The sequence below is a fragment of the candidate division WOR-3 bacterium genome (assembly GCA_016926475.1).
Lineage (GTDB): Bacteria > SDB-A > SDB-A > SDB-A > SDB-A > JAFGIG01.
The window spans coordinates 57,579-79,523 of the sequence record JAFGON010000021.1; the positions used below are offsets into that span (position 1 = coordinate 57,579).

Genomic DNA, 21,945 nt, shown 5'->3' on the forward strand with positions numbered 1-21,945 from the left:
TCTTTTCAGCAAATTCTGTATACTTTAAACTCATACGGTTCCAAGTCAAAATACAGACCCGCGCTTTTTATCGCCTCCTTATCCCTTTCCCAAACTTTACCAGTGAAAACATCTTTGAAAACTATCGTGTTTTCAGAGGCTTGAATCCTGTCAACCCTCGCGTACCCGTTTTTATGGAACAGTGTGTTGTTCATTATTATGACCACATCTACTCCTTTGTTCGACCAATGGTACGAAAACACTCCTGAAAAATCAGGTTCTTCCGGTATATAAATGTCGAGCAGGCACCATTTTCCGAAGTGAAAAACATCATCGGAAAGAATTTCCAAAAGTTTTTCGAAAAAACCCATCAGGACAGGATTCGGTTCTTCTTCAGGCCATCTTTTGAACTGAATTGGCATCCTTTTTTTTCTGCCTTGAAACTGACCCTGGAAAAAAAGTCTCATGCCGGGTAAAAAGTACGTGAGAACCGCCGCGGTTAAAAGTTTGTCTTTTCCAAACACGAATAGTGATCTCTCCTCGTCGTGATTTTCAAGAAACCTTACGAGCTTTTCGTAATATACTTTCTCGGCGTGTAGATGACCGTAAACAGAAGAGTTTTCTCCGTATTTAAGCCTGTCATAAAGCGTTTTATCGTAAGTGTAGTCAAACCCCTGCTGTTGAAGATCCCACTCCATCCCCCAGTAAACCTCGGCTATGAAAAGGAAATCATCTTTCTGTTTTTTGACGTCCCTTATAACCGATTTCCAAAATTCTTCAAGGCCGGAGACGTCTTTTCCCCAAGTTTTGGAAAAAACCGAGTTAGTGACCAGCATCGCCATGTCGCATCTTAAACCATCAGAAAATTTGGCGATATTTTCAACAACTTCTTTCATCTTTTCTCTTGTCAGTGTTTTGGAATAGTCAAGCTGAGCGGTGTCGTTCCATGGCGGAAAATTCGGATCTTTTCCCATAGCGAAAATTTTATCCCCTCTCACGAAAGCGGAATTGTTTTCAACCATATCTGAGTCTCCCTGCATGTAAATTTGGGGGAAATTTTCAATCCAGACACTGTCTCGTGAAGTATGATTCGGAACAAAATCCAGGATTATCTTTTTAGGCTCTAACCTTTTTTTGAATTCCGTAAATCCATCCAAGCTTCCAAATGTTTTATCTACGGAATAATCGCAAACAGAATAAGCCGAAGCGTCGATGTCGATTTCGGGGTTGAAGTTCTCAAAAGTTTCTTTCCCCGCCGAGACAAGATTTTCGCAGTTCAGGGCTATCTCTCGCGCTTCCGAACTTCTTTTCCAAACGCCCATAAGCCAAAAAGCGTCAAAATTGCTGTCTCTCATTCTATTCAACTCTTCTTCGGGAAAATCGTCGAAATTTATTGTTCTGCCGTGTTTTTTTGATATTTCTTCCAGCCATATTCTCGTGTGCAACTCGAGAATATCAGGGTATTTTCTCCATTTCACTGGTCTTGCGATCCTTCCTCTTCAGATTTGACGACAGCTCCACATACAGGGCAAGTATAAACTGTGCCGTTCTTCGATTTTTTTTCAAGCATCGCCGGACTTGAACATTCCTGGCATACTTTTTTTACCGGCTTTGTCCAATACACTGATTTACATTTATCGCAAATCCAGTAGGTTTTCCCCCTTGAACTTGTCTTTTCAATTATTTTACCATCGCATTCTTTTTGAGGACAGTCGACACCTATGTAATAAGGCATGGTTGTCGGACAATCCGGATAATTTTGGCATTTTAAGTACTTCCCGAATCTGCCGTTGACCAACATCATTGCTCCGCCGCATTTTGGGCATTTCAAGTCTGTTTCAGCGTTAGACACGTCTTCTGAAAATATGTCTTTTTTTCCTTTGCATTTCGGATAGTCAACACAGCCTAGAAAAGAGCCGTACCTGCTGCTTTTCAAAATCATCTGTTTTCCGCATAAAGGGCAGATCTTGTCCTCTTCGGGAATTTCGATAGGAATTTTTGAATTTTTCAGATGTTCCATTCTCGTTTGAAAAGGGGAATAAAACTCTTTGAGGACTTTTTCCTTTTTCGATTTTCCCTCTTCAATTTCATCGAGTCTTTCCTCCATTAATGCCGTAAATTTCTCGTCGAATATGTCGGGAAACGATTTTATTAAATATTTAAGAACTATGCTGCCGAGTTTAGTGGGAATCAGACTTCTGTTGTTTTTTTTAACATACCCGCGCTGGATCAGAATAGATATTATCGGTGCGTAAGTACTCGGTCTTCCGATGCCGAGAGAATCTAGTTCTTTTATGAGAGAGGCTTCCGTAAATCTCGACGGGGGCTGAGTGAAATGTTGCTCGGATCTTTCAGAAAGAACTTTCATCTCTTCGCCTTTTTTCAACTCCGGAAATTCCTTTAGGGCAGAAGCTTCTTCGCCGTTGAAATCGTAAAAATATTTGAATCCGTCAAAAACAGTCTCGGTTCTCGAAGATCTCAGTTCTAAATCCGTGCCGGCAAAAAACGTGACAGTGTAAGTTTTTTCCAAAGAATCCCTGCATTGTGAAGCTAAAAACCTTCTCCAGATCATGGTATACAAAAGCAGCATGTCTTTGTCTATCTTGCCCTTTAAACTCTCTGGAGTTATTGAGACGAAAGTCGGCCTAACAGCTTCATGCGCGCTCTGGACGTTTTTTTTGGTGTCGGAATACTTGTTGGGCTTATCAGGCACAAGTCTTTTCAATCCCTGCTCTTTTAGATAATCCCTTGCCTGAGAGACGGATTCCGAAGACACCCTCACCGAGTCTGTCCTCATATAGGTAATCAAACCTATGGTCTCGTCTTCAATGTCGACTCCTTCAAAAAGCCGCTGTGCTTTCATCATTGTCTTGTTCGCGCTGAATCCTAATCTGGTCGCGGCATCTTGCTGCATCGTGCTTGTGGTATAGGGGGGTTTGGGCTTTTTTTTCTTTTCAACGCTGAATATGTCTTTGACCTTTACTGGGTTGTTTTTGACCTCTTTTACCATTCTGGATGCCTGTTCTTCGGTTTCTATCTTGATTTTTTTATCGCCTTTTTTTACAAGAGCAGCTTCTATTCGCGCGCTTTCTTTTCCCAGTTCAAACAAGACGTCCCAGTATTCCTGCGAAACGAATTTGTCTCTTTCGTCTTCTCTTTTGCATATCAGCTTCAAGGCGACGGTCTGCACCCTTCCCGCTGAAAGACCGCTTTTTATGGCTCTCCACAGAATAGGGCTGACTTGATAACCCACCAACCTGTCGAGTATTCTTCTCGCGTTCTGCGAGTCTACTTTAAGAGAGTCAATTTTACCCGGTTTTTTTATTGATTCTTCTATTGCCTTAGGAGTTATCTCGAAAAACAACAGTCTTTTTACGGTTTTTTCCTGAGGCAGTTCTTCCTTGATGTGCTGTGCGATTGCTTCGCCTTCTCTGTCGGGGTCGGTGGCTATGTATATAGTGACGGCTTTTTTCGCGGATTCTTTTATTTTATTTATCTGTTTCATCTTCGACTTGTTCAAAAGATACGTCGTCTTGAAGTTATCGGCGATGTCGACCCCCAACCTAGAAACCGGCATGTCCTTTATGTGTCCGTAAGTGGATAAAACGGAAAAATCCTTACCCACAATTTTCGTTATTGTCTTCGCCTTTGTCGGCGATTCAACTATCAATAAATTTTTAGCCACTTTAATCCTTGTTTATTAGAAATCCGTTCAAAATTATCTCAACAGCTTTTTCGCTCATTTTTTCCTCTCTCCTGTTTTCAACCATATCGATGAAGGAGTCGACGTCCCTTTCATCGAGCATCCCGCTGTCCCATACCTGAAGAAAATGCATCATTCCTCCGTCCGTGAGGTTGTCCATCAGTAAAAGGAGTCTATCATCGCTGATCGATTCGCCCTTTACGCTATGGTAAAAGCGAGGTATCAAACTGAAAACATCCTGTTCGAGTTCTTCTTGTGATATTCCGACCACATCAAGATAGGACATTATCTCGCCGATATTTTCACCTTTGAGGTTTTTTCTCAAAAAATCAACTAAAATTTTCGTTTTGAGTTTTTTGTCCATTTTAAATTGCCTCCTTTTGATCCAGCAACAGAGGGCGTTTGATAATCCGCATGATCTGACCTAAATATATTCAAATCAATTGATGACTGCAAATACGTTATGCTTTATATTTACACAATCATAATTTAAAATGAAGGTTTATAGAACTTTCTTCATAAAATCAAGGGAAAAAAGGAGGTAACGATGACTTTTCTTTCGTTTCTTTTTCTCATCTTCGCGATTTCAGGAGGCATTGCTCTTATCTCGATGAAAAAAAAAGGCCTTGGCATTTTGGTTTTAATTTCCCTGCTTATGCTTTCGTTTTTTGCCCAGACACTCACTGTGATAGACGCGGGAGAAATTGGCCTTCAGGTTCTTTTTGGAAAAGTTCTTCCGAATCCTATGATGCAGGGACTTCATGTAAAAAACCCTCTGGCAAAAATAGTCACTTATTCTATAAGGCTGCAGGAATACACCATGAGCATTGCTCCGGGAGAAGGAGCAAGATACAACCCGGACCCCATAACTGCGAGAACGCTCGACAACTCTGAGATCACGGTCGACATAACAATCTGGTGGTCTGTCAATCCCGATTCCGCTGCAAAAATATATTCCGCGGTAGCCACGAATACCGACCAGCTGAGGGATCTTTTGGTCAGACCAGCATCAAGGGCTGTCCTTAGGGACGTCATAAGCAAATACAAACTTGACGACTGTTTTAAAAAAAGAGACGACATCCGGGTCCGACTCCTCGAGGAATTATCCCTGTATATGAATCCCAAAGGGGTCAAAGTCGACAACGTCCTTTTGAGAAACATCACTCCTCCCGCGAGTGTCGATTTGGCTATACAGGAAAAGTTGGCCGCAGAACAACAACTCCAGAAAAGAGAATACGAAATCGCAATAGCAAGGCAAGACTCTGTGAAGAGGGTAGTCGAAGCAGGAGGGATAGCTTCGGCCCAGTTTATAATTTCTTCAAACTTGACCGAAAAATACCTCCAGTGGAACGCTATAGAGGCAATTAAAACGCTGAGTGAGAAGGGGAATTCGGTTTTTTACGTAATACCCACAAGTTCTTCTTCATCCGGCATCCCCTTGATTTTGAACACGCCACAGTAAGGAGATAAAATTGCATCACGAACTCAACGGAAAAAACTTGACGGTAGAGACGGTTGTCGACGTCGCTCGAAAAAAAGGAACCATATCTCTCAACCCTGACAGCCTCGACAAAATAACCAAATGCAGGAAAATGCTCGAAGAAAAAATTTCATCCGGCGAAATAATGTATGGAATAAACACGGGAATAGGAGAATTTTCTGAAATCGTATTGGACGAAAGTCAGATAAAAGAATTCCAGAAGTACCTGATATACAACCATTCAGCCGGAATAGGCGAACCTATGCCAGAAGAATGGGTCAGGGGGGCCATGCTCGGAAGGATAAACGTTCATTGCAATGGGAATTCAGCCTGCAGACCCGAAATCACCAAGACAATTGTCGAGATGATCAACAAAGAAGTCACTCCGCAAGTATGCAAGAAGGGATCAGTAGGAGCATGCGGAGACCTCGCTCCAATGTCACAGATTGCCCTGCTTTTGATGGGTGAAGGAAAAGCGTATCACAGAGGTGAGCTCTTGAACGGGAAAACGGCTATGGAAAGAGCCGGAATAACAATCCCCGGTTTGCAGGCAAGAGACGGCTTGGCGATGATAAACGGCTCGAATTTCATAACCGCTATGAGTGCTCTTTTCATACAAGACGCGGAAAATTTTCTTAAACAGGCTGAAATTGCCGCAGCGATGTCTCTCGAAGCCCTGAAAGCAAACCCGTCGCCCTACGACGAAAGGATTCACAAAGCCAGAGGTTTCAAAGGATCCATAAAAAGCGCTAAATCACTGAGAAGAATTATGTCCGGTGGAGACGTTTTTGAAAAGAGAATAAAAAGCAAAGTTCAAGACGCCTACTCAATGCGGTCCACTCCACAGGTCATCGGAGCGGCTCATGACGCCTTGGCGTACGCGAAAAGCCAGGTCGAGATTGAGCTAAATGGAGTCGGGGACAACCCTCTTTTTTTTCCTGAAGAAAACCTGCAATTGTCTGGAGCGAATTTTCAAGGCACCCCCGTATCGGTTCCAATGGAACTCGCTGGTTCTGTTCTGACAATGGTCTGCGTCTTGTCCGAAAGGAGGATGAACAGGCTGAACAATCCGGCTTTGAGCGTAGGCCTGCCGGCTTTTTTGACAAAAGGAGCGGGTATGTTTTCAGGGCTCATGCTGAGCCAGTACACCGCGGACTCACTTATAGTCGAACAAAAAATTCTCTCAACCCCAGCAAGCATTCAATCCATTCCAGCAGCAGCCGACCAGGAAGATTTTGTGTCGATGGGCATGAACACGGCTTTGAAAAATTTCCAGATTCTCGACAACGCTTGGGGGATACTGGGTATAGAATTCATGGCGGCTGCACAAGCCCTTGACTTCAGGGAATACAAACTCGGCAGAGGCACCGAAGCGGCAAAAAAAACAATACGCAGACACGTCGATTTTCTCGACGTAGACCGGCCGCTTTTCGACGATCACAATAAAATGAAGGAACTTGTCAAGTCTTGCGAGATACTTAAAGAAGTAGAAAAGGAAATCGGCAGTATGTCTGAATGAGAAACTCTGCTGTCAAAGGGAAAAAATGTATTTTTTTTCTCTGTACAGCTTCGTCTCTTCGCCGTGCCCTGGAAGCACTTTAAAGTTTGATTTCAGGTCGAATAACGATCTAAGCGATTTTTTTATTTTGTTGAAGTCTCCACAAGGCAGGTCACATCTTCCTATTCCTCCCCTAAAAAGAGTGTCTCCGGAAAAAAGCGTGTCCCCTGCCGTCAACGAGATCGATCCCTCGGTGTGCCCTGGAGTGTGTAAAACCCTGAATTCGGAGGTTCCGAGAATTATTTTATCGTCTTTGTTTAAAATGACATCAGGATAAATCTCCTGAATTTTCATACCGAAAAGAAATGATCCGTTTATCATTGGGTCGTTTAGGTTTTGGGCGTCTTTTTCGTGAATAGCGATTCTCGCTTCAGGAAACAGCCTTTTCAACTCCGGAACCGCCGCGATATGATCGTAGTGATTGTGGGTTAGGATGATGTATTTGCATACGTAGTCTTCTCTGAAACCGAGCATCTCCTCTGAATACCCCCCTGGATCAATCACGGCGAGTTCTCTGTGATCTTCCACAAAATAGCAATTTGTCTGGATTTCACCTACGATAAAACGCTTTGTATTCATATCCGATTACCTTTGTCTGAATTCTACCATCTCAATTTTATAAAGCAAAGCCGGCCTTCGAAATCCATTCTATTCCATGTATTCGTATCTAAGTCATTTGCTTGGATGTTTATTACACCATCTGGGAAACGTCAGCTTTTTGGATAAAACAGCAATTGACAAAGCCGGTTTCAATAAATAAACTGGCTTAGAAATGATTGTTGTGACAATAGACGGACCCTCTGCGGCGGGGAAAAGCACCGTCGCGAAAATAGTTGCCCGGGAATTGGCTTATATGTATCTTGACACCGGCGCCATGTACAGAGCGGCCACTCTCTACTTCATCGAAAACAGAATTGACATAGAAGACAGAATTTCGGTGGTCTCCGCGCTCGATTCGGTCGAAATCGAATACGGGGAAAGGGGTGTTATTCTCAATGGATCGAATGTCGAATCGAAAATCAGAAACCCCGAAGTGACCAAAACTGTGAGCCCAATAAGCGCTATTAGGGAAGTCAGAGAAAAACTCGTCGAAATTCAAAGAGGCGTAAAACACCCAATGGGCTTGGTCTGCGAAGGAAGAGACATGGGCTCCGTCGTGTTCCCAGGGGCTCAGTATAAATTTTTCCTTACTGCATCTCTCTACGAACGAGCGAAAAGAAGAAGAAAAGATCTCGAAAAAATAGGTGTTCAAATGAAAGACGAAGAGGTGGGTATAGATTTGTCTTTGAGAGATAAATACGATTCCGAAAGGGAAATATCCCCTATGGTCATCCCTCAAGGCGCTCATGTCATTGACACTACAGATATGACAATAAGCCAAGTGGTAGAAAAAATTTTGCTTGAAATAGAAAAATGATCCCCAAACATTCTCTTTTCTGGTCTTTTTCTCATCTGCTTGCCTACCCCCTGTTCAAAAATATTCTCGGACTCAGATCTATAGAAGGCAAAAAAAACCTTCCCCTTGACGAAAATTTCATTCTCGCGCCGAACCATTTAAACAACTTCGATCCCCCTGCGGCGGCATTCAGCGTATATCCGCACGAATGTTATTTTCTCGCCAAAAAAGAGCTATTTGAAGTTCACCCTGTTTACAGTTTTATCCTCAAAACATACAACGCGATCAAGATTGACAGAACAGGTAAAGATATATCCGCTATGAAAAAAGCCCTGAAGGTTCTTCACAAGGGGCATATTCTAATCGTTTTTCCGGAAGGAACAAGAAAAGCCCGACACAATTTCGAAGACATAAAAACCGGAGCGGCTTTTCTCTCGGCAAAAACAAGAAAACTTCTCATCCCCTGCTTCATAAGTTATACAAACCCAGGCATCGGCGATTTACTCAGAGGGAAAATGGAAACAGTGATAAAATTCGGCAGACCAATATCTCCGACAAAAGACGGAAAGACAAAGTCAACGGAGGTTTTGGCTGAACTCTGGAAAATGGAAATGAAAAGGTTATGCGGGTCATAGTCGCAAAAAACGCAGGTTTTTGTTTTGGAGTCAAAAGAGCCGTAAAAATGGCGGAAGAAGTTCTCGATTCTTCCCAATCGACAGAAAAGGTCTACATCCTGGGTGAAATCATTCACAATCCGCAGACTGTCAAAATGCTCGAAGAAATGGGAGCCGTGACAATAGACGAGAGCGACCTGGAAAAGGTCCAGCCGGGAAAACTCATCTTGAGAAGCCATGGAGTCCCACTCGAGGTCATTGAAAAGGCCAAAAAACTTAAATTCAGCATTGTTGACACGACATGTCCTTTTGTCAAAAAAGCCCAAATCATAGCAGACCAAAATTCAAAAAAGGAAAACCAACTTATTATTATAGGAAAAAAAGAACACCCGGAAGTGAAAGCTTTGCTCTCTCACAGTCTGTATAACGCTTTTGTTATAGGCTCGATAGAAGAAGTCAAAAAATTGGACTTAAACCCCGACTTAAAAACCGTCATAATAGTCCAGACTACATTCTCAGAAAATAAATTCAAGAAAATTGTGGGTGAAATTATCTTGCTTTTCAAAGAAGTTTTGGTCTATAATACGATTTGCAACGCGACTTACATCAGAAGAACCGAATCTTTGAGTGTAGCTGAAAAGACCGATGTAAATATAGTCGTCGGCGGAAAAAACAGCTCCAACACAAGAGAGTTGACAAACTTTTTAGTCGAAAAGGGCTATAAGGCTTTTCAAATAGAAAGCCCTGATGAAATCAGGGACGATTTTTTTGATGGATCGGAATGCATCGGAATTACTGGAGGAGCATCCACTCCTCTTTCAGTGATCGAGGAAGTAAAAAAGTTGATCGAAGATATCCGCGTTTAAGAGCGGGTTTCGATATATAGTGCAGGCAAAGGTTTTGAACAATCTAACGTTATTTGTGCGGAGGAATATTGGAAAATCAGAATGTAGTGGAAGGTGAAAAAAACTTTGAAATCTGGGATATAACCGACGATGAGCTGTCCGTTTTAATTGACAAGTATTCCCCATCTCTCGAAGAGGGGAAAATCGTCAAAGGCACGGTTGTCAGAATTGGACCGAAAGACATCGTCCTCGATATTTGTCAAAAAAGTGAAGGGGTGCTTTCAGCATCCGAGTTCCCTGAAGATTACTCGCTCAAAGTTGGCGATGTTATAGATGTTTTTCTCGATGAACTCGAAGGTGAAGAAGGATTCGCCGTAGTCTCCAAACAAAAAGCCGATTTCATCAAAGTATGGGATGACATCAAAGCGGCTTTCGACAACAGGTCTTCCGTGGAAGGCACAATTACAAAAAGGGTTAAAGGCGGCATGATAGTATCCGTGTTCGGGGTTGAAGCTTTTCTACCTGGAAGCCAGATAGACTTGAGGCCTTGCAAAGACATGGATCAGCTGCTTGGTAAAAAATTCCAGTTCAGGATCATAAAGCTAAACTGGAAAAGAAGAAACATAGTCGTCTCGAGAAGACAGATACTTGAAGAGGACAGAGAACAGAAAAAGAACCAACTTTTCAACGATCTCGACGTGAATTCAGTTCTCGAAGGAAAAGTCAAAAACATCACTCCATTCGGAGCTTTCATCGACCTCGGCGGAATCGACGGGCTTCTTCACATCACTGATATATCCTGGGGAAGGATTCAGCACCCCAGCGAAGTTCTCTCTATCGGAGACTCGGTTCAAGTCATGGTCATAGGCATAGAAAAAGACAAAAACAGAGTGTCCCTCGGCATGAAACAGCTCGTACCCGATCCGTGGAAGAACATTACGGAAAAATACCCCGAAGGCACAAAAGTCCAGGGAAGAGTTGTTTCCATGACTGATTACGGCGCTTTTGTAGAAATAGAAAAAGGTGTTGAAGGCCTTATTCACATATCAGAAATGTCTTGGACAAAGCATATCAAAAAACCATCCGACATACTCGAGGTGGATCAGACCATCGAGGCGGTTGTACTCAACATAGATCCGGAAAAACAAAGAATTTCTCTCGGTCTAAAACAAGTAAACCCCGACCCCTGGGAGACAATCGAAAACAAGTACCCCGTCGGTTCCATCGTTGAAGGTAAAATCCGGACCATAACTAATTTTGGCGCGTTCATTCAGCTTGAAGAAGGAATAGACGGATTGATTCATGTCTCGGACATGTCATGGGTTGAGAGAATTGAAACCCCTCGTCAAATACTTAAAGAAGGAAAAAACGTCCAGTGTAAAGTCCTAAAAATAGACAAGGAATCCAAGAAAATTTCCCTGGGGATAAAACAGTTGGAAGAAGATCCTGTTCAGAAATTCATATCTTCCCATCAGCCCGGCGATCAAATCACCGGAACAATTGTCGAACTTAAAGACAGAGGTATCGTAGTCAAGATCGAAAACAACGCCAGAGGTTTTGTGCCTTTCTCTCATCTTCTAAGCGACAACATAAAAAAACCTTCTGATATGTACAAAATCGGAGATAGTTTAGAATTGAAGATAATTGAGATGTCATCAGACGGACGCAGAATTCTTCTGTCGGAAAAAGAAGCGAATCCAAATTACGAAGAGAGCAAGGACGCGGATTCCTGATGTTTTAGGGATAGGACAATAATGATCCTCGGCGTCATACCTGTGAGGATTGGTTCAAAAAGGCTTCCCTTCAAACCTCTTCTGAACCTCGGTGGGAAGCCTCTTTTCTTTTGGGCTGTCGAGAAAGCGCTTGAATGCAAAAAGCTCGACGAAGTTTTAGTGGCCACTGATTCAAAAGAAATAGCCGAAAAAACGACAGCTCTGAAAAGAGTAAAATGCGTTTTGACTCCTGATTTACCGAGCGGGTCTGACAGAGCGGCTTGGGTCAGCAGAAAAAGAGAAGACGTCGAAATAGTCGCGAACATCCAGGGGGACGAGCCTTTTATCTGCCCGGAAGACATCGACAGAACTATAGACTCTCTTTTAAAAGACCCCCTAGCAGACATGGCGACTCTTTACACTAAATTCGACGAAGACGATGACCCTTCTTCCCCCGACAAGGTGAAAATTGTATCGGACAGAAGGGGTTACGCCCTGTATTTTTCTAGGGCTAAAATCCCTTATCCAAGAGACGGCATGCGCTTCGCTTTTCTCAAACATTTGGGGCTTTATGTCTTCAGAATGCAATTCCTTATAAACTTCACCGAAAACCCTACAAGCACCCTTGAAAAGGTGGAAATGCTCGAACAGCTGAGGGCTTTGGAAATGGGCGCAAAAATAAAACTAATAGAGGCAAAAAAACCTTCTTATGGAATTGACACAGAAGAAGATTACAAAAAAGCCCAAACAATTGTGAAGGGAGAGTCTCACAGATGGCACAAAAATACGTCGTAGTCGTCGGCGGTGTTATAAGCGGAGTCGGCAAGGGAATAGCTTCCGCTTCCATAGCTAAGATACTCGTTGAATACGGTTATAAAACAACAGCTATAAAAATCGATCCATACATCAATTTCGACGCCGGGACTTTAAGACCCACCGAGCACGGCGAAGTTTGGGTGACAGACGACGGTGGAGAAATCGACCAGGATCTCGGTAACTACGAAAGGTTTATCGGAGAACAGATCCCCAAAAAGAATAATATAACAACAGGGCAAGTTTACTGGGCGGTGATCGAAAAGGAAAGAAACGGAAAATTTTTGGGAGAAACAGTTCAATTCATCCCTCACATACCAGACGAAATAATACAAAGAATAGAAGAATCTTCCGCAGAACACGAAATAGCGGTAATTGAGATAGGCGGCACTATTGGCGACTACGAAAACATCCCCTTTCTTTTCGCACTAAAAAGCCTCGAGAAAAAATTAGGACAGGGAAGTTTTTCCTATGTTCTTCTCACCTACCTTCCAATACCTGGAAACATAGGAGAGATGAAGACCAAACCGACACAGCAGGCAATTAAACTATTGTCTCAGCACGGAATATTCCCTGACATAATTCTCTGCCGTGCGAAAACTGAAATTGACCAGATAAGAAAAAAGAAAATTGAAATCTACGCTAACATCCCCGCGGAAATGGTGATTTCCGCTCCCGACGTCTCCTCTGTTTACTCTGTTCCCCTGAATTTCGAAAGAGAAAGCCTCGGAAAAAAAATTCTCATGACCCTCGATTTAAAACCGAAAAAAGAGGGGGACTGGTCGCAGTGGCAAAAACTCGTAACCCATATAATGAACCCATCCAAAGAGATTTCCATAGGAATGATTGGAAAATATATCGAAACCGGCAATTATCAACTCGAAGACGCCTACATATCGGTCAAGCATGCGCTTGAACACGCGGGAGCCAATTCCGACTGCAGGGTTAAAATCTTGTGGATCAGCGCTTCACACGTGCAAACAGAGTCTGAAATAGCACAGTCCCTTGAAGATCTCGACGGAATAATCGTGCCTGGGGGATTCGGCAGACACGGAATTGAAGGTAAAATTAAGGCCATAAAAATAGCGAGAGAACTGAGAATCCCTTACCTTGGGCTTTGCCTGGGAATGCAGCTCGCTTTGGTTGAAATAGCGCGTAATATACTCGGGCTCGAAGGGGCTGATTCAACGGAAAACGAACCTCATACTCCGCACCCGGTCGTCACGCTTCTGCCTTCTCAGCAGGAAGCTATGCTGCATTCGAGATACGGAGCGAGCATGCGTCTCGGCGCGTATCTTGCAAACATCATAAACGGGACTAAAATATCCTCTCTTTACATTCGTTCAGACAGAGTCCAGAGAGACGCTCGCGTCATAGAATCATTCACCTCTGGCAAAGAAAAGTTCAGATTGGGCGTCAAACCAAAGAATGGGGACTTCATCGAAGTCATAGAAAGACACAGACACAGGTACGAGATAAATCCGGCTTACATCAGGCGTTTTGAAGAGGCAGGTGTTGTTTTCTCGGGATTCCACATAAGACATGACAAAGAGGAACCTTTGATGGAGTTTATAGAATTACAGGATCATCCATTTTTTATAGCCACACAGGCGCACCCGGAATTCAAGTCAAGCCTTGTGGACCCTTCCCCTTTATTCACCGGTTTTATCAGATCCTGCCTGGAAAAACACTACGGAAAACCAGATTGAAATCAAGTTTTTCATCACCCGCGAAGATCTTTTTTGTCCCCTTCGCTTCGATTTTTTTGCTCGTTTCATCCGATCCCCTTTACTCGGCACTCGTCTTCTGCGTATCTTCTCTTCTGCTTGTCAGCATGGACAGACCTGAAAAGAGTGTCTTGTCCCTTTTAGGAGCCTTTTTATCTATTCTCGTCAAAAACATTTTTCCCGACGCGGTCATCAACTGCTTCAAGACGATATCAGTGATTTTTTTGCCTTTTTTATGGGCAAAAGAGATTTCGGCGGATGATCTTCTGTCTTTGCCCCTGGTGGGCAAAACTGCGTTTGCAAAAAGTCTATACATGATATCTGAAATATCATCAAGCTTCATACCGTATATGCGATCCGAACTGGCACAGACAGTTTTCATTTTAAAAACATTCAAGCTTCCGAAAAATAGCATTTTTGTGAAAGTCCCTTCTTTGGTGGCTTGGAGCGTGATGAAAATTGAAAGACGAAAAATAAACCTCTATCTTTCCCTTAAATCAAGAGGTTTCAGAGACACCGATGATTTGGTTTTTTTGGGAAAACCGGTATTCTTCTCGCGAAAAGACATTTTGCCTTACTCAGCCCTAACCCTTCTTCTGCTTGTAAGGTTTATAACTTGAGAAGAATAAAATTTGAAGTCTCCTACGATGGGAGACAATTCAGCGGGTGGCAAATTCAAAAAGCCAAAAGAACCGCCCAGGAAGAGCTTGAAAAAGCGATTTTCTCGGTCACCAAAAACATTTCAAAAGTCACGGGAGCCGGTAGGACAGACGCCGGGGTTCATGCGATAGGACAGACAGCTCATTGTGACATTCAATGTGACATACAGGACTTAGACCTTCTCAGGGCTGTAAATTCGAATTTACCCTGTGATTTGAAGGTAAAAAATCTCTTGACGGTCGAACCTGATTTTCATTCGACCAAAGACGCAGGGGAAAGACAATACGTTTACAGGATTGAGTACACTTCGGGCAATCCCTTCACCAGAGGATTCGCGTGGCAGTTGAGAAAGCGGCTCTCCGTTGAAAAGATGGCTAAAACCGCATTGTTGTTGAAAGGTAAACACGATTTTTCAGCTTTTTGCATAAAAAAAAGCCTAAAACAGAACAACGAAGTAGATCTCAGAGCTGTTGAAATAGTCAGTTTACAAAATGGACTACTGCTTTTTTTCGCGGCTGACCGTTATCTTCACAAATTGATAAGGTCCATCGTAGGAATGCTCTACGACGTAGGAAGGGGTAAAGCGGACCCGGAAACGGCTGAAGTGGCGCTTTTACGGAAAAACAGAATATACGGCGGCTTCACGGCTCCAGCCCAAGGGCTTTACCTCTACAGAGTTCTTTACTCAGGGGAAAACGCAAATTTTTCAAAAGAAGAATTTTTCAGCAACTTCACCGGGACATGAGGGAGGATTTATGGGCACCCTGGAAAGATACACGTTGCCAGAAATGAAGGAACTTTGGTCCGACGAAAACAGGTTTCGGACTTGGCTAAAAGTCGAGCTCGCCCAGTGCAGAGCGAGAATGGAATTAGACCAAATTCCTAAAGCAGAGTTCGGGGAAATCGAGAAAAAAGCGGATTTCGACCTGGAGAGAATCCGTGAAATAGAAGAAGAAGTCGAGCATGACGTCATAGCTTTTCTCAGTTCTGTAGCCGAGAAGGTAGGTGAACCTTCAAGGCATATCCATTACGGTATGACTTCATCTGACGTGCTCGACACATCTCTCGCCTTGCTCCTTTCAGAAGCCGGAGAGATGATTCAAAATGAGCTCAAATCGTTGATTCAAAAGACAAAAACCATGGCGCTGAAGACAAAGCACTTTGTAATGATGGGAAGGACACACGGCGTCCACGCGGAACCCATAACCCTCGGTCTGAAACTGCTCTCTCTCAGAGAAAATTTCAAACGTTCACTCTCCCTGTTGAAGAACGCGACTGAAAACATTAAGTATGGAAAGATTTCGGGTCCGGTGGGGGCTTATGGGAACATCGACCCTTACGTCGAAAAAAGAACACTCGAAATTCTCGGGCTTAAAACCGAACCTGTTTCTACTCAAATCATACCGAGGGACAGACACATGCTATTCGTTATGGCTCTTGCGCACACAGCCTCAGGGATTGAAAGAGCGGCTCTACAGATAAGGCTGCTTCAGAGAACGGAGACAGGCGAAATATCAGAGCCGTTTTCATCTCGTCAAAAGGGGTCTTCCGCGATGCCTCACAAAAAAAATCCCGTTATTTGCGAGAGAATTTGCGGACTTTCAAGACTTTTCAGAGGCTTTACGACAGCGGCTATTGAAAACGTCTCTCTTTGGGACGAAAGAGATATAAGCCATTCTTCCGCTGAGAGAGTTGTTTTGCCAAACGCGACCAGTTTATTGCTTTATATACTAAAAAAAATGCAGTATATTATAGACAATCTTTCGGTTGACACAGTCAAAATGACGAACAATAAAAATTTGTCCGGGCAGAGGTATTTGTCTGGAGCTTTTTTATTGAAGCTCTGTGAAAAGGGGATGAACAGAGACGAAGCGTACAGAATAATACAATCCGCGGCACTAAAGGCTCAAGAGGCAGAAAAATCCCTCGTGGAAATTCTTTCCTACGACGAGTTTTTCACCGGTTTTTTCAAAGAAAAGGAGGTTTTGCAAATTGCCGACGAAGAAAATCTTCTCAAGAATGTCGATTTTGTTTTTGATAGAGTATTTGACTCTGAAAAGGAGGAATAGATGATTTCACCGACCGAATTATTTTTTACCGAAGAACAAAATGAGATAAAGGAACTTTCGAGAAAAATTGCGGAAGAGAAAATACTCCCTGTAAGAGCCGAATACGATAATAAAGATATTTTTCCAAGGGAAATTCTCGCCGAACTCGCCAAATCCGATCTATTCAGGGTTTTCATCCCCGAACAATACGACGGATTGGGAGGCGGCACAACAGAGCTTTCGATTGTAACAGAAGAACTCTCGAGAATTTGCGGCGGTATAGCCATTTGCTATGCGGCGAGCGGTTTAGGCGCGATGCCCATTCTGCTTCACGGCAGCGACGCTCAGAAGAAAAAATACCTCCCTCCCATAGCGAGCGGAGATAAACTTGCGGCGTTCGCGATAACTGAAGCGGAAGCAGGATCCGATTCCGCAAACATAAAAACCAAAGCTGTGCGCAAGGGTGATCAATACATCCTCAACGGGACTAAGCAATTCATAACTTCAGGCAGCGAAGCCGACATCTACGTAGTCTTCGTCACGACAAATCCCAACAAAGGCATAAGAGGTCTTTCAGCTCTGATAGTCGAGAAAGGCGCCGAAGGTTTTACTTTCGGCAAAAAAGAGAAAAAAATGGGTATCAGGTCATCCATCACAACAGAACTTGTTTTCGACAACTGCCCTGTACCAAAAGAAAACATAATCGGCGGGGAAGGAAGAGGATTCAGAATAGCAATGGACACTTTTGACAGATCGAGACCCGGTGTAGCCTCCCAGGCGATAGGAATAGCCCAGGGGGCTTTCGAAATCGCCCTTGAATACGCTTCAAAAAGAGTGCAGTTTGAACAGGCGATAATTAACTTTCAGGGAATAGGATTCATGCTCGCTGACATGGAGACTTCAATCCAAGCAGCTAGAAGCCTCAACTTCACGGTCGCCAAATACGTCGATTCCGGAGTCAAAGACATTGGAAAACTCTCGGCGATGACAAAAGTATTTGCCAGCGACGTCGCGATGAAAGTGACGACGGACGCGGTTCAAATCCTCGGAGGCTACGGTTATATGCGTGATTACCCCGTGGAGAAGATGATGCGTGACGCGAAAATTACCCAGATCTACGAAGGTACAAACCAGATACAAAGATCCATAATAATGACCAAGCTCATACATGAAATGGCACAGAAAAAATAGGAGGTGACATGAAATTGATCCAGACTTTCGAAGAACTTGTAGATAAAGCCAAATCATGCCCAAAACAGACCGTTTCAGTCGCATGTGGAGATGACCCTGACACGATAGAAGCTATAGCGAGAGCCGTAAACGAAGGATTCGTTCACGCCATAATGGTTGGGGACAAAAATCTCACCGAAGAATTGGCGAAAAAAGTGGGCATTGACCACAAAATATTTGAATATATAGACGAGGCAGACAGAAAGACAGCCGGAAAGAAAGCTGTCGAACTCGTAAAGCAGAAAAAAGCCGATATCATAATGAAAGGCATGATTTCCACTTCGGATTACGCCAGGGCTGTTCTCGATAAAGAAAAAGGCTTGATGCCTCCGAAATCGACTTTGTCTCACGTCACCATAGCCAAAGTTCCGTCTTATCCGAAATTTCTGATTTTGTCGGATGTGGCGATCCTTCCTCAACCCGACCTTTCCCAGAAAGCCCTGATGATAGAATACTGCGTGGAAATCGCCAAATTTCTCGGTATAGACCTCCCGAAAATCGCCATATTATCAGCCTCGGAAAAGGTCGAGCCGAAAATTCAATCTTCGATAGATGCCGCTCTTCTCACAAAAATGGCTGAAAGAGGGCAGATAAAAAATTGCATAGTAGACGGACCTCTCGCCCTCGACATATGTATAAGCAACCACTCCTTGAAAGCAAAAAAATTGTCTTCTCCCGTAAACGGCGAAGCGGACGTGATAATTTTCCCTAACATTGAGGCGGGGAACTCTTTTTATAAAGGTCTTGTATATCTGGCAAACGGAGTAGTGGCTGCTATTATCGTCGGCGCTACAGCGCCTGGAGTTCTGGTGTCGAGAGCCGATAGCGACGACACCAAGTTTTACTCAATAGCTTTAGCTTCTCTCGCGGCTTCTTCAAGAATGGGGGATAAATAAAAAATGTTTAAAGCAAAAATATACGGGACCGGCTCTTATGTTCCGGAGAGGGTAATTACAAATCAGGATTTTGAAAAATATCTCGACACTTCAGATAAATGGATAACCGAAAGATCAGGTATAAAAGAGAGACATTGGGTCAGAGACGATCAAGCGACGTCTGACATGGTGCTGGAATCTTCAAAGAAAGCCATCGAATCTTCAGGAATCGACCCGGATAAAATTGACATGATCATAGTAGCGACCATATCACCCGACCATTTATTTCCTTCAACGGCATGCTTGGTCCAGCAGAAGCTGAACCTAAGAACCATCCCTGCTTTTGATATTTCAGCCGCCTGCACCGGGTTCATATACGCAATGGAAATAGCCCGTAATTTCATAGCAAACAAAACAGCGCGGTACATTTTAGTGTCGGCGGCGGAGACTTTGTCGAAAATTTCAGACAAGGACGACAGGAGCACAGTCGTGCTTTTTGGGGACGGAGCAGGTTCGGTTTTGCTCGGACCGTCGGAAGGAAAAAGCGGTATCATCTCGACAAGAATTTATTCAGACGGAAACCTTTCAAAACTTTTAGAAATGCCAGCGGGGGGCTCCCGCTATCCAGCATCCGAAGAGACGGTAAAAAACAAGATGCATTATTTGAAAATGCAGGGAAACGAGACCTACAAGCACGCCGTGACCAAAATGGGCAACGTCGCCATCGAAGTTCTCAAACTCGCCGGTATCACCGGGAAGGAAGTCGACATTTTCATACCTCATCAGGCAAATTACAGAATAATGGAGTCAACTGCTCTCAGGGCAGGCGTTGCAGTCGAAAAGGTATACGTGACAATTCATAAATATGGGAATATGTCAGCGGCGACTATCCCTGTAGCTCTCGATGAAGCAGTCAGAGAGAACAAGATAAAACCCGGCGATGTCGTTCTTCTCGACGCTTTTGGAGGAGGATTGACTTGGGGGGCAACGGTTTTGAGGTGGTGATAAATGGTTTTGCGGAGATACTTTTCAAGGTAAAACATCCGACAAGATACATAGGAAACGAAATAAACTCAACGCTGAAAAGTACAGAACCGCTTTTTTTGTTGTGTTACCCGGATGTATACGAAATCGGAATGTCCAATCTTGGAATTCAAATCCTAAGGCATATTCTCGCCTCGGAAGGTTATAATTCAGAGAGGGTTTTCAGTCCGGACAGAGACCTCGAAAGGGAACTGACCCTTAGAGATCTGCCTCTTTTTTCACTTGAATCCAAGACCCCCGTAAAAAATTTTCCGGTTCTCGGTTTTTCTCTTGAATGCGAACTCAACATAACGAATATGATTAATGTCCTGACTCTCGGCAAAATACCTCTCTCGCGTTTAGAACGCGACGATGATGATCCCGTGGTTATAGCCGGAGGGGCGTCTGTCCTCAATCCTGAACCATGGTCTTTTTTCATTGACGCGTTCGTCGAGGGCGAAGCAGAATTCGTCATCCTCAAAATTGCCCTATTAGCTGAAGAATACAAGAAAAAAAGGATTACACGGCATGAGTTTTTAAAAGAATTGTCCCTTCTCCAAGGCGTCTACGTGCCGGAATTTCCATGCGAAATAGTCGAATATCTCAGGGTAGACGAGCTTTTGTTTGAACACGCTCCCCTTCCTCCCATCGTCCCTTTCATGAAAACCACACACGACAGACAAGCCGTCGAGATATCAAGAGGATGCCCTCGCTCATGTAAATTTTGCCAGGCAGGTTCTGTCTCGAGAAATGTAAGACACCGTCCGGCAAAAGACGTCATAGAAATCGCTAAAGCAGGAATAGAAATGTCCGGCTGGGAAGAACTGTCGCTTTTAAGCCTGTCAGTTTGCGACCATCCTGAACTGGATCTGATGGTCGCCGACCTCTATCCTTATCTGAAAAGAAACAGGACGAACCTCTCTCTTCCGTCTTTGAGGGCTGACAGCGTAAGCGAACATGTTCTCAAAATTGCAGGAGATCTGGGGCACAGAACACTCACCCTCGCCCCGGAAGCGGGAAACGAATCATTGAGAACTTCCATTGGCAAGACCATGAAAGACCAAGATATTTTGACCTCTGTGGAAAGAGCCGTCAAATACGGTTTTGAGAGAATTAAATTTTATTTTATGGTCGGTTTGCCTGGAGAGAAAGACAGGGACTTGGAAGACATAGCGGATCTCGTATTGGATGTCTCCAAAGCGATGAAAAAAAAAGACATCAGGGTTTCAATAGCTCCTTTCGTACCGAGACCTCACACTTTGTTTCAAAACGCACCACAGGAAAGCTACGAAGAAATCACCCGCAAATACTGTCTTATCGCCAATAAACTCCAAAAAATGAGAAGAAACATAAATTTCAGAGATCCAAAAGTTTCGTTTGTCGAGGGTCTTTTGTCGAGAGGAGCAGAGAATATATCCGCCGCCGCTATTTACGCCTTCAACAGCGGTTCGAGATTCGATCAGTGGCACGAGAACTTCAACTTCGAATTATGGAAAGATTCCCTTGAAAGAGCAGGTGTGGACATTCACGGAGAATCCAAAAACCCGTCTTATATTCAAAAGCGCTGGGAAAGGATAAAAGTTCGGCACACCCCTTCAAAACCCCACACAAGAGTTTATGAGAAACTTTCTTTTACCCCTCCCTCGTCAGGTTTCGTGCTTTCAAACCCGGGAAAGGTTTTTTATTACAGACTCAAATACTCCAAAGAAGAACCTCTTCGGCATATTTCACATCTGGAGCTCACAAATGCAGTTCTGCGATCTCTTAGAAGAGCCGGTTTGAAGCTGGATTACACCAGGGGTAAAAGGCCCAAACCGGACGTCAGTTTTGGACCTCCTCTCCCCTGCGGGGCTACATCGGATGCAGAACTGATGGATTTTTCGTCTCAGTTTTTTTTAGAAACAAGTATTATAGAATCCCTGAAGTCTTTTTTCCCCAAGGGAATAAAACCTTTGGAATTGTTTTATTTTGATAAAAAACCGCCCCCCATAACTTCATCGGATCTTGAAATAACATACATCTGTGAAAACTGCGAAATCGACGAAACTGCAAAGAAAAGATTTTATTCAGACGAATGTTGCTCTGTTGAAAGGATTCACAGGGGCAGGACAAAAAAAATTGAATTGAAGAAATACGTCAAAAATATTGATACCGGAAGAGAGGGTTTTGTTTTCAAGATCAATTTCACCAGAGAGGGGTCTGTGAGATTGTCGGAATTGGAGAGTTATTTCCATATAAAAAAATTTTCAAACTGGAAAAGAACAGTTATAAATCAGAGGTAA

At 43.5% G+C, this 21,945-nt stretch carries 19 protein-coding genes; 15 read left to right on the forward strand and 4 right to left on the reverse strand.

The annotated features are described in order from the left end of the window. Positions 1 to 5: 5 nt before the first annotated feature. The 3 genes from JXA84_01730 to JXA84_01740 are packed head-to-tail and all read right to left on the reverse strand — an operon-like array spanning position 6 to position 4,046. Positions 6 to 1,457: an alpha-amylase gene (locus JXA84_01730; GenBank protein ID MBN1149919.1), complete on the reverse strand. Its 1,452-nt coding sequence runs from the start codon at positions 1,455 to 1,457 to the stop codon at positions 6 to 8. Beyond that, on the reverse strand, positions 1,454 to 3,664 hold the full coding sequence (gene topA / locus JXA84_01735; GenBank protein ID MBN1149920.1) for a type I DNA topoisomerase: 2,211 nt from the start codon (positions 3,662 to 3,664) through the stop codon (positions 1,454 to 1,456). Before topA ends, JXA84_01730 begins: the two co-directional genes overlap by 4 nt. A gap of 1 nt (position 3,665) precedes the next feature. Next, entirely contained in the window at positions 3,666 to 4,046 is a 381-nt protein-coding gene (locus JXA84_01740) for a hypothetical protein (protein ID MBN1149921.1), read from the reverse strand. 183 nt (positions 4,047 to 4,229) lie between these two features. On the opposite strand from JXA84_01740, the gene JXA84_01745 reads away from it, so the two are divergent. Together JXA84_01745 and JXA84_01750 are read left to right on the forward strand one after the other, a co-directional pair. Next, positions 4,230 to 5,144 (forward strand): prohibitin family protein, encoded by a 915-nt coding sequence (locus JXA84_01745; GenBank protein ID MBN1149922.1) that lies wholly within the window; start codon positions 4,230 to 4,232, stop codon positions 5,142 to 5,144. Positions 5,145 to 5,154: 10 nt separating this feature from the next. After that, positions 5,155 to 6,681 carry an aromatic amino acid lyase gene (locus JXA84_01750; GenBank protein MBN1149923.1) on the forward strand — a complete coding sequence of 509 codons (1,527 nt, stop codon included), beginning with the start codon at positions 5,155 to 5,157 and terminating at the stop codon, positions 6,679 to 6,681. Between the two features lie 12 nt (positions 6,682 to 6,693). On the opposite strand, the gene JXA84_01755 is transcribed toward JXA84_01750, so the two are convergent. Then, positions 6,694 to 7,299: an MBL fold metallo-hydrolase gene (locus JXA84_01755; GenBank protein ID MBN1149924.1), complete on the reverse strand. Its 606-nt coding sequence runs from the start codon at positions 7,297 to 7,299 to the stop codon at positions 6,694 to 6,696. Between the two features lie 193 nt (positions 7,300 to 7,492). Here JXA84_01755 and JXA84_01760 point away from each other — a divergent pair, with 193 nt between their 5' ends. The 13 genes from JXA84_01760 (at position 7,493) to JXA84_01820 (ending at position 21,945) form a co-directional block, all read left to right on the forward strand. Then, positions 7,493 to 8,137, forward strand: coding sequence for a (d)CMP kinase (locus JXA84_01760; protein MBN1149925.1), 645 nt, complete (start codon positions 7,493 to 7,495; stop codon positions 8,135 to 8,137). Further along, on the forward strand, positions 8,134 to 8,751 hold the full coding sequence (locus tag JXA84_01765) for a 1-acyl-sn-glycerol-3-phosphate acyltransferase (GenBank protein ID MBN1149926.1): 618 nt from the start codon (positions 8,134 to 8,136) through the stop codon (positions 8,749 to 8,751). Before JXA84_01760 ends, JXA84_01765 begins: the two co-directional genes overlap by 4 nt. Then, on the forward strand, positions 8,739 to 9,596 hold the full coding sequence (locus tag JXA84_01770) for a 4-hydroxy-3-methylbut-2-enyl diphosphate reductase (protein ID MBN1149927.1): 858 nt from the start codon (positions 8,739 to 8,741) through the stop codon (positions 9,594 to 9,596). Before JXA84_01765 ends, JXA84_01770 begins: the two co-directional genes overlap by 13 nt. A gap of 68 nt (positions 9,597 to 9,664) precedes the next feature. Further along, the gene (locus JXA84_01775) at positions 9,665 to 11,308 is read left to right on the forward strand and encodes a 30S ribosomal protein S1 (GenBank protein MBN1149928.1); all 1,644 of its coding nucleotides are present in this window, start codon (positions 9,665 to 9,667) and stop codon (positions 11,306 to 11,308) included. Between the two features lie 21 nt (positions 11,309 to 11,329). Next, positions 11,330 to 12,082, forward strand: a complete 753-nt coding sequence (kdsB, locus tag JXA84_01780) for a 3-deoxy-manno-octulosonate cytidylyltransferase (GenBank protein MBN1149929.1) — start codon at positions 11,330 to 11,332, stop codon at positions 12,080 to 12,082. Continuing rightward, positions 12,061 to 13,809: a CTP synthase gene (locus tag JXA84_01785; GenBank protein MBN1149930.1), complete on the forward strand. Its 1,749-nt coding sequence runs from the start codon at positions 12,061 to 12,063 to the stop codon at positions 13,807 to 13,809. Before kdsB ends, JXA84_01785 begins: the two co-directional genes overlap by 22 nt. Then, positions 13,806 to 14,447, forward strand: coding sequence for a hypothetical protein (locus tag JXA84_01790; protein ID MBN1149931.1), 642 nt, complete (start codon positions 13,806 to 13,808; stop codon positions 14,445 to 14,447). Before JXA84_01785 ends, JXA84_01790 begins: the two co-directional genes overlap by 4 nt. After that, positions 14,444 to 15,232, forward strand: a complete 789-nt coding sequence (truA, locus tag JXA84_01795) for a tRNA pseudouridine(38-40) synthase TruA (protein ID MBN1149932.1) — start codon at positions 14,444 to 14,446, stop codon at positions 15,230 to 15,232. Before JXA84_01790 ends, truA begins: the two co-directional genes overlap by 4 nt. A gap of 10 nt (positions 15,233 to 15,242) precedes the next feature. Further along, positions 15,243 to 16,556: an adenylosuccinate lyase gene (locus JXA84_01800; protein ID MBN1149933.1), complete on the forward strand. Its 1,314-nt coding sequence runs from the start codon at positions 15,243 to 15,245 to the stop codon at positions 16,554 to 16,556. Then, on the forward strand, positions 16,557 to 17,726 hold the full coding sequence (locus tag JXA84_01805; protein ID MBN1149934.1) for an acyl-CoA dehydrogenase family protein: 1,170 nt from the start codon (positions 16,557 to 16,559) through the stop codon (positions 17,724 to 17,726). A gap of 8 nt (positions 17,727 to 17,734) precedes the next feature. Continuing rightward, positions 17,735 to 18,661 carry a bifunctional enoyl-CoA hydratase/phosphate acetyltransferase gene (locus JXA84_01810; GenBank protein MBN1149935.1) on the forward strand — a complete coding sequence of 309 codons (927 nt, stop codon included), beginning with the start codon at positions 17,735 to 17,737 and terminating at the stop codon, positions 18,659 to 18,661. Positions 18,662 to 18,664: 3 nt separating this feature from the next. Continuing rightward, on the forward strand, positions 18,665 to 19,645 hold the full coding sequence (locus JXA84_01815; protein ID MBN1149936.1) for a ketoacyl-ACP synthase III: 981 nt from the start codon (positions 18,665 to 18,667) through the stop codon (positions 19,643 to 19,645). Continuing rightward, positions 19,618 to 21,945: a DUF2344 domain-containing protein gene (locus JXA84_01820; GenBank protein ID MBN1149937.1), complete on the forward strand. Its 2,328-nt coding sequence runs from the start codon at positions 19,618 to 19,620 to the stop codon at positions 21,943 to 21,945. Before JXA84_01815 ends, JXA84_01820 begins: the two co-directional genes overlap by 28 nt.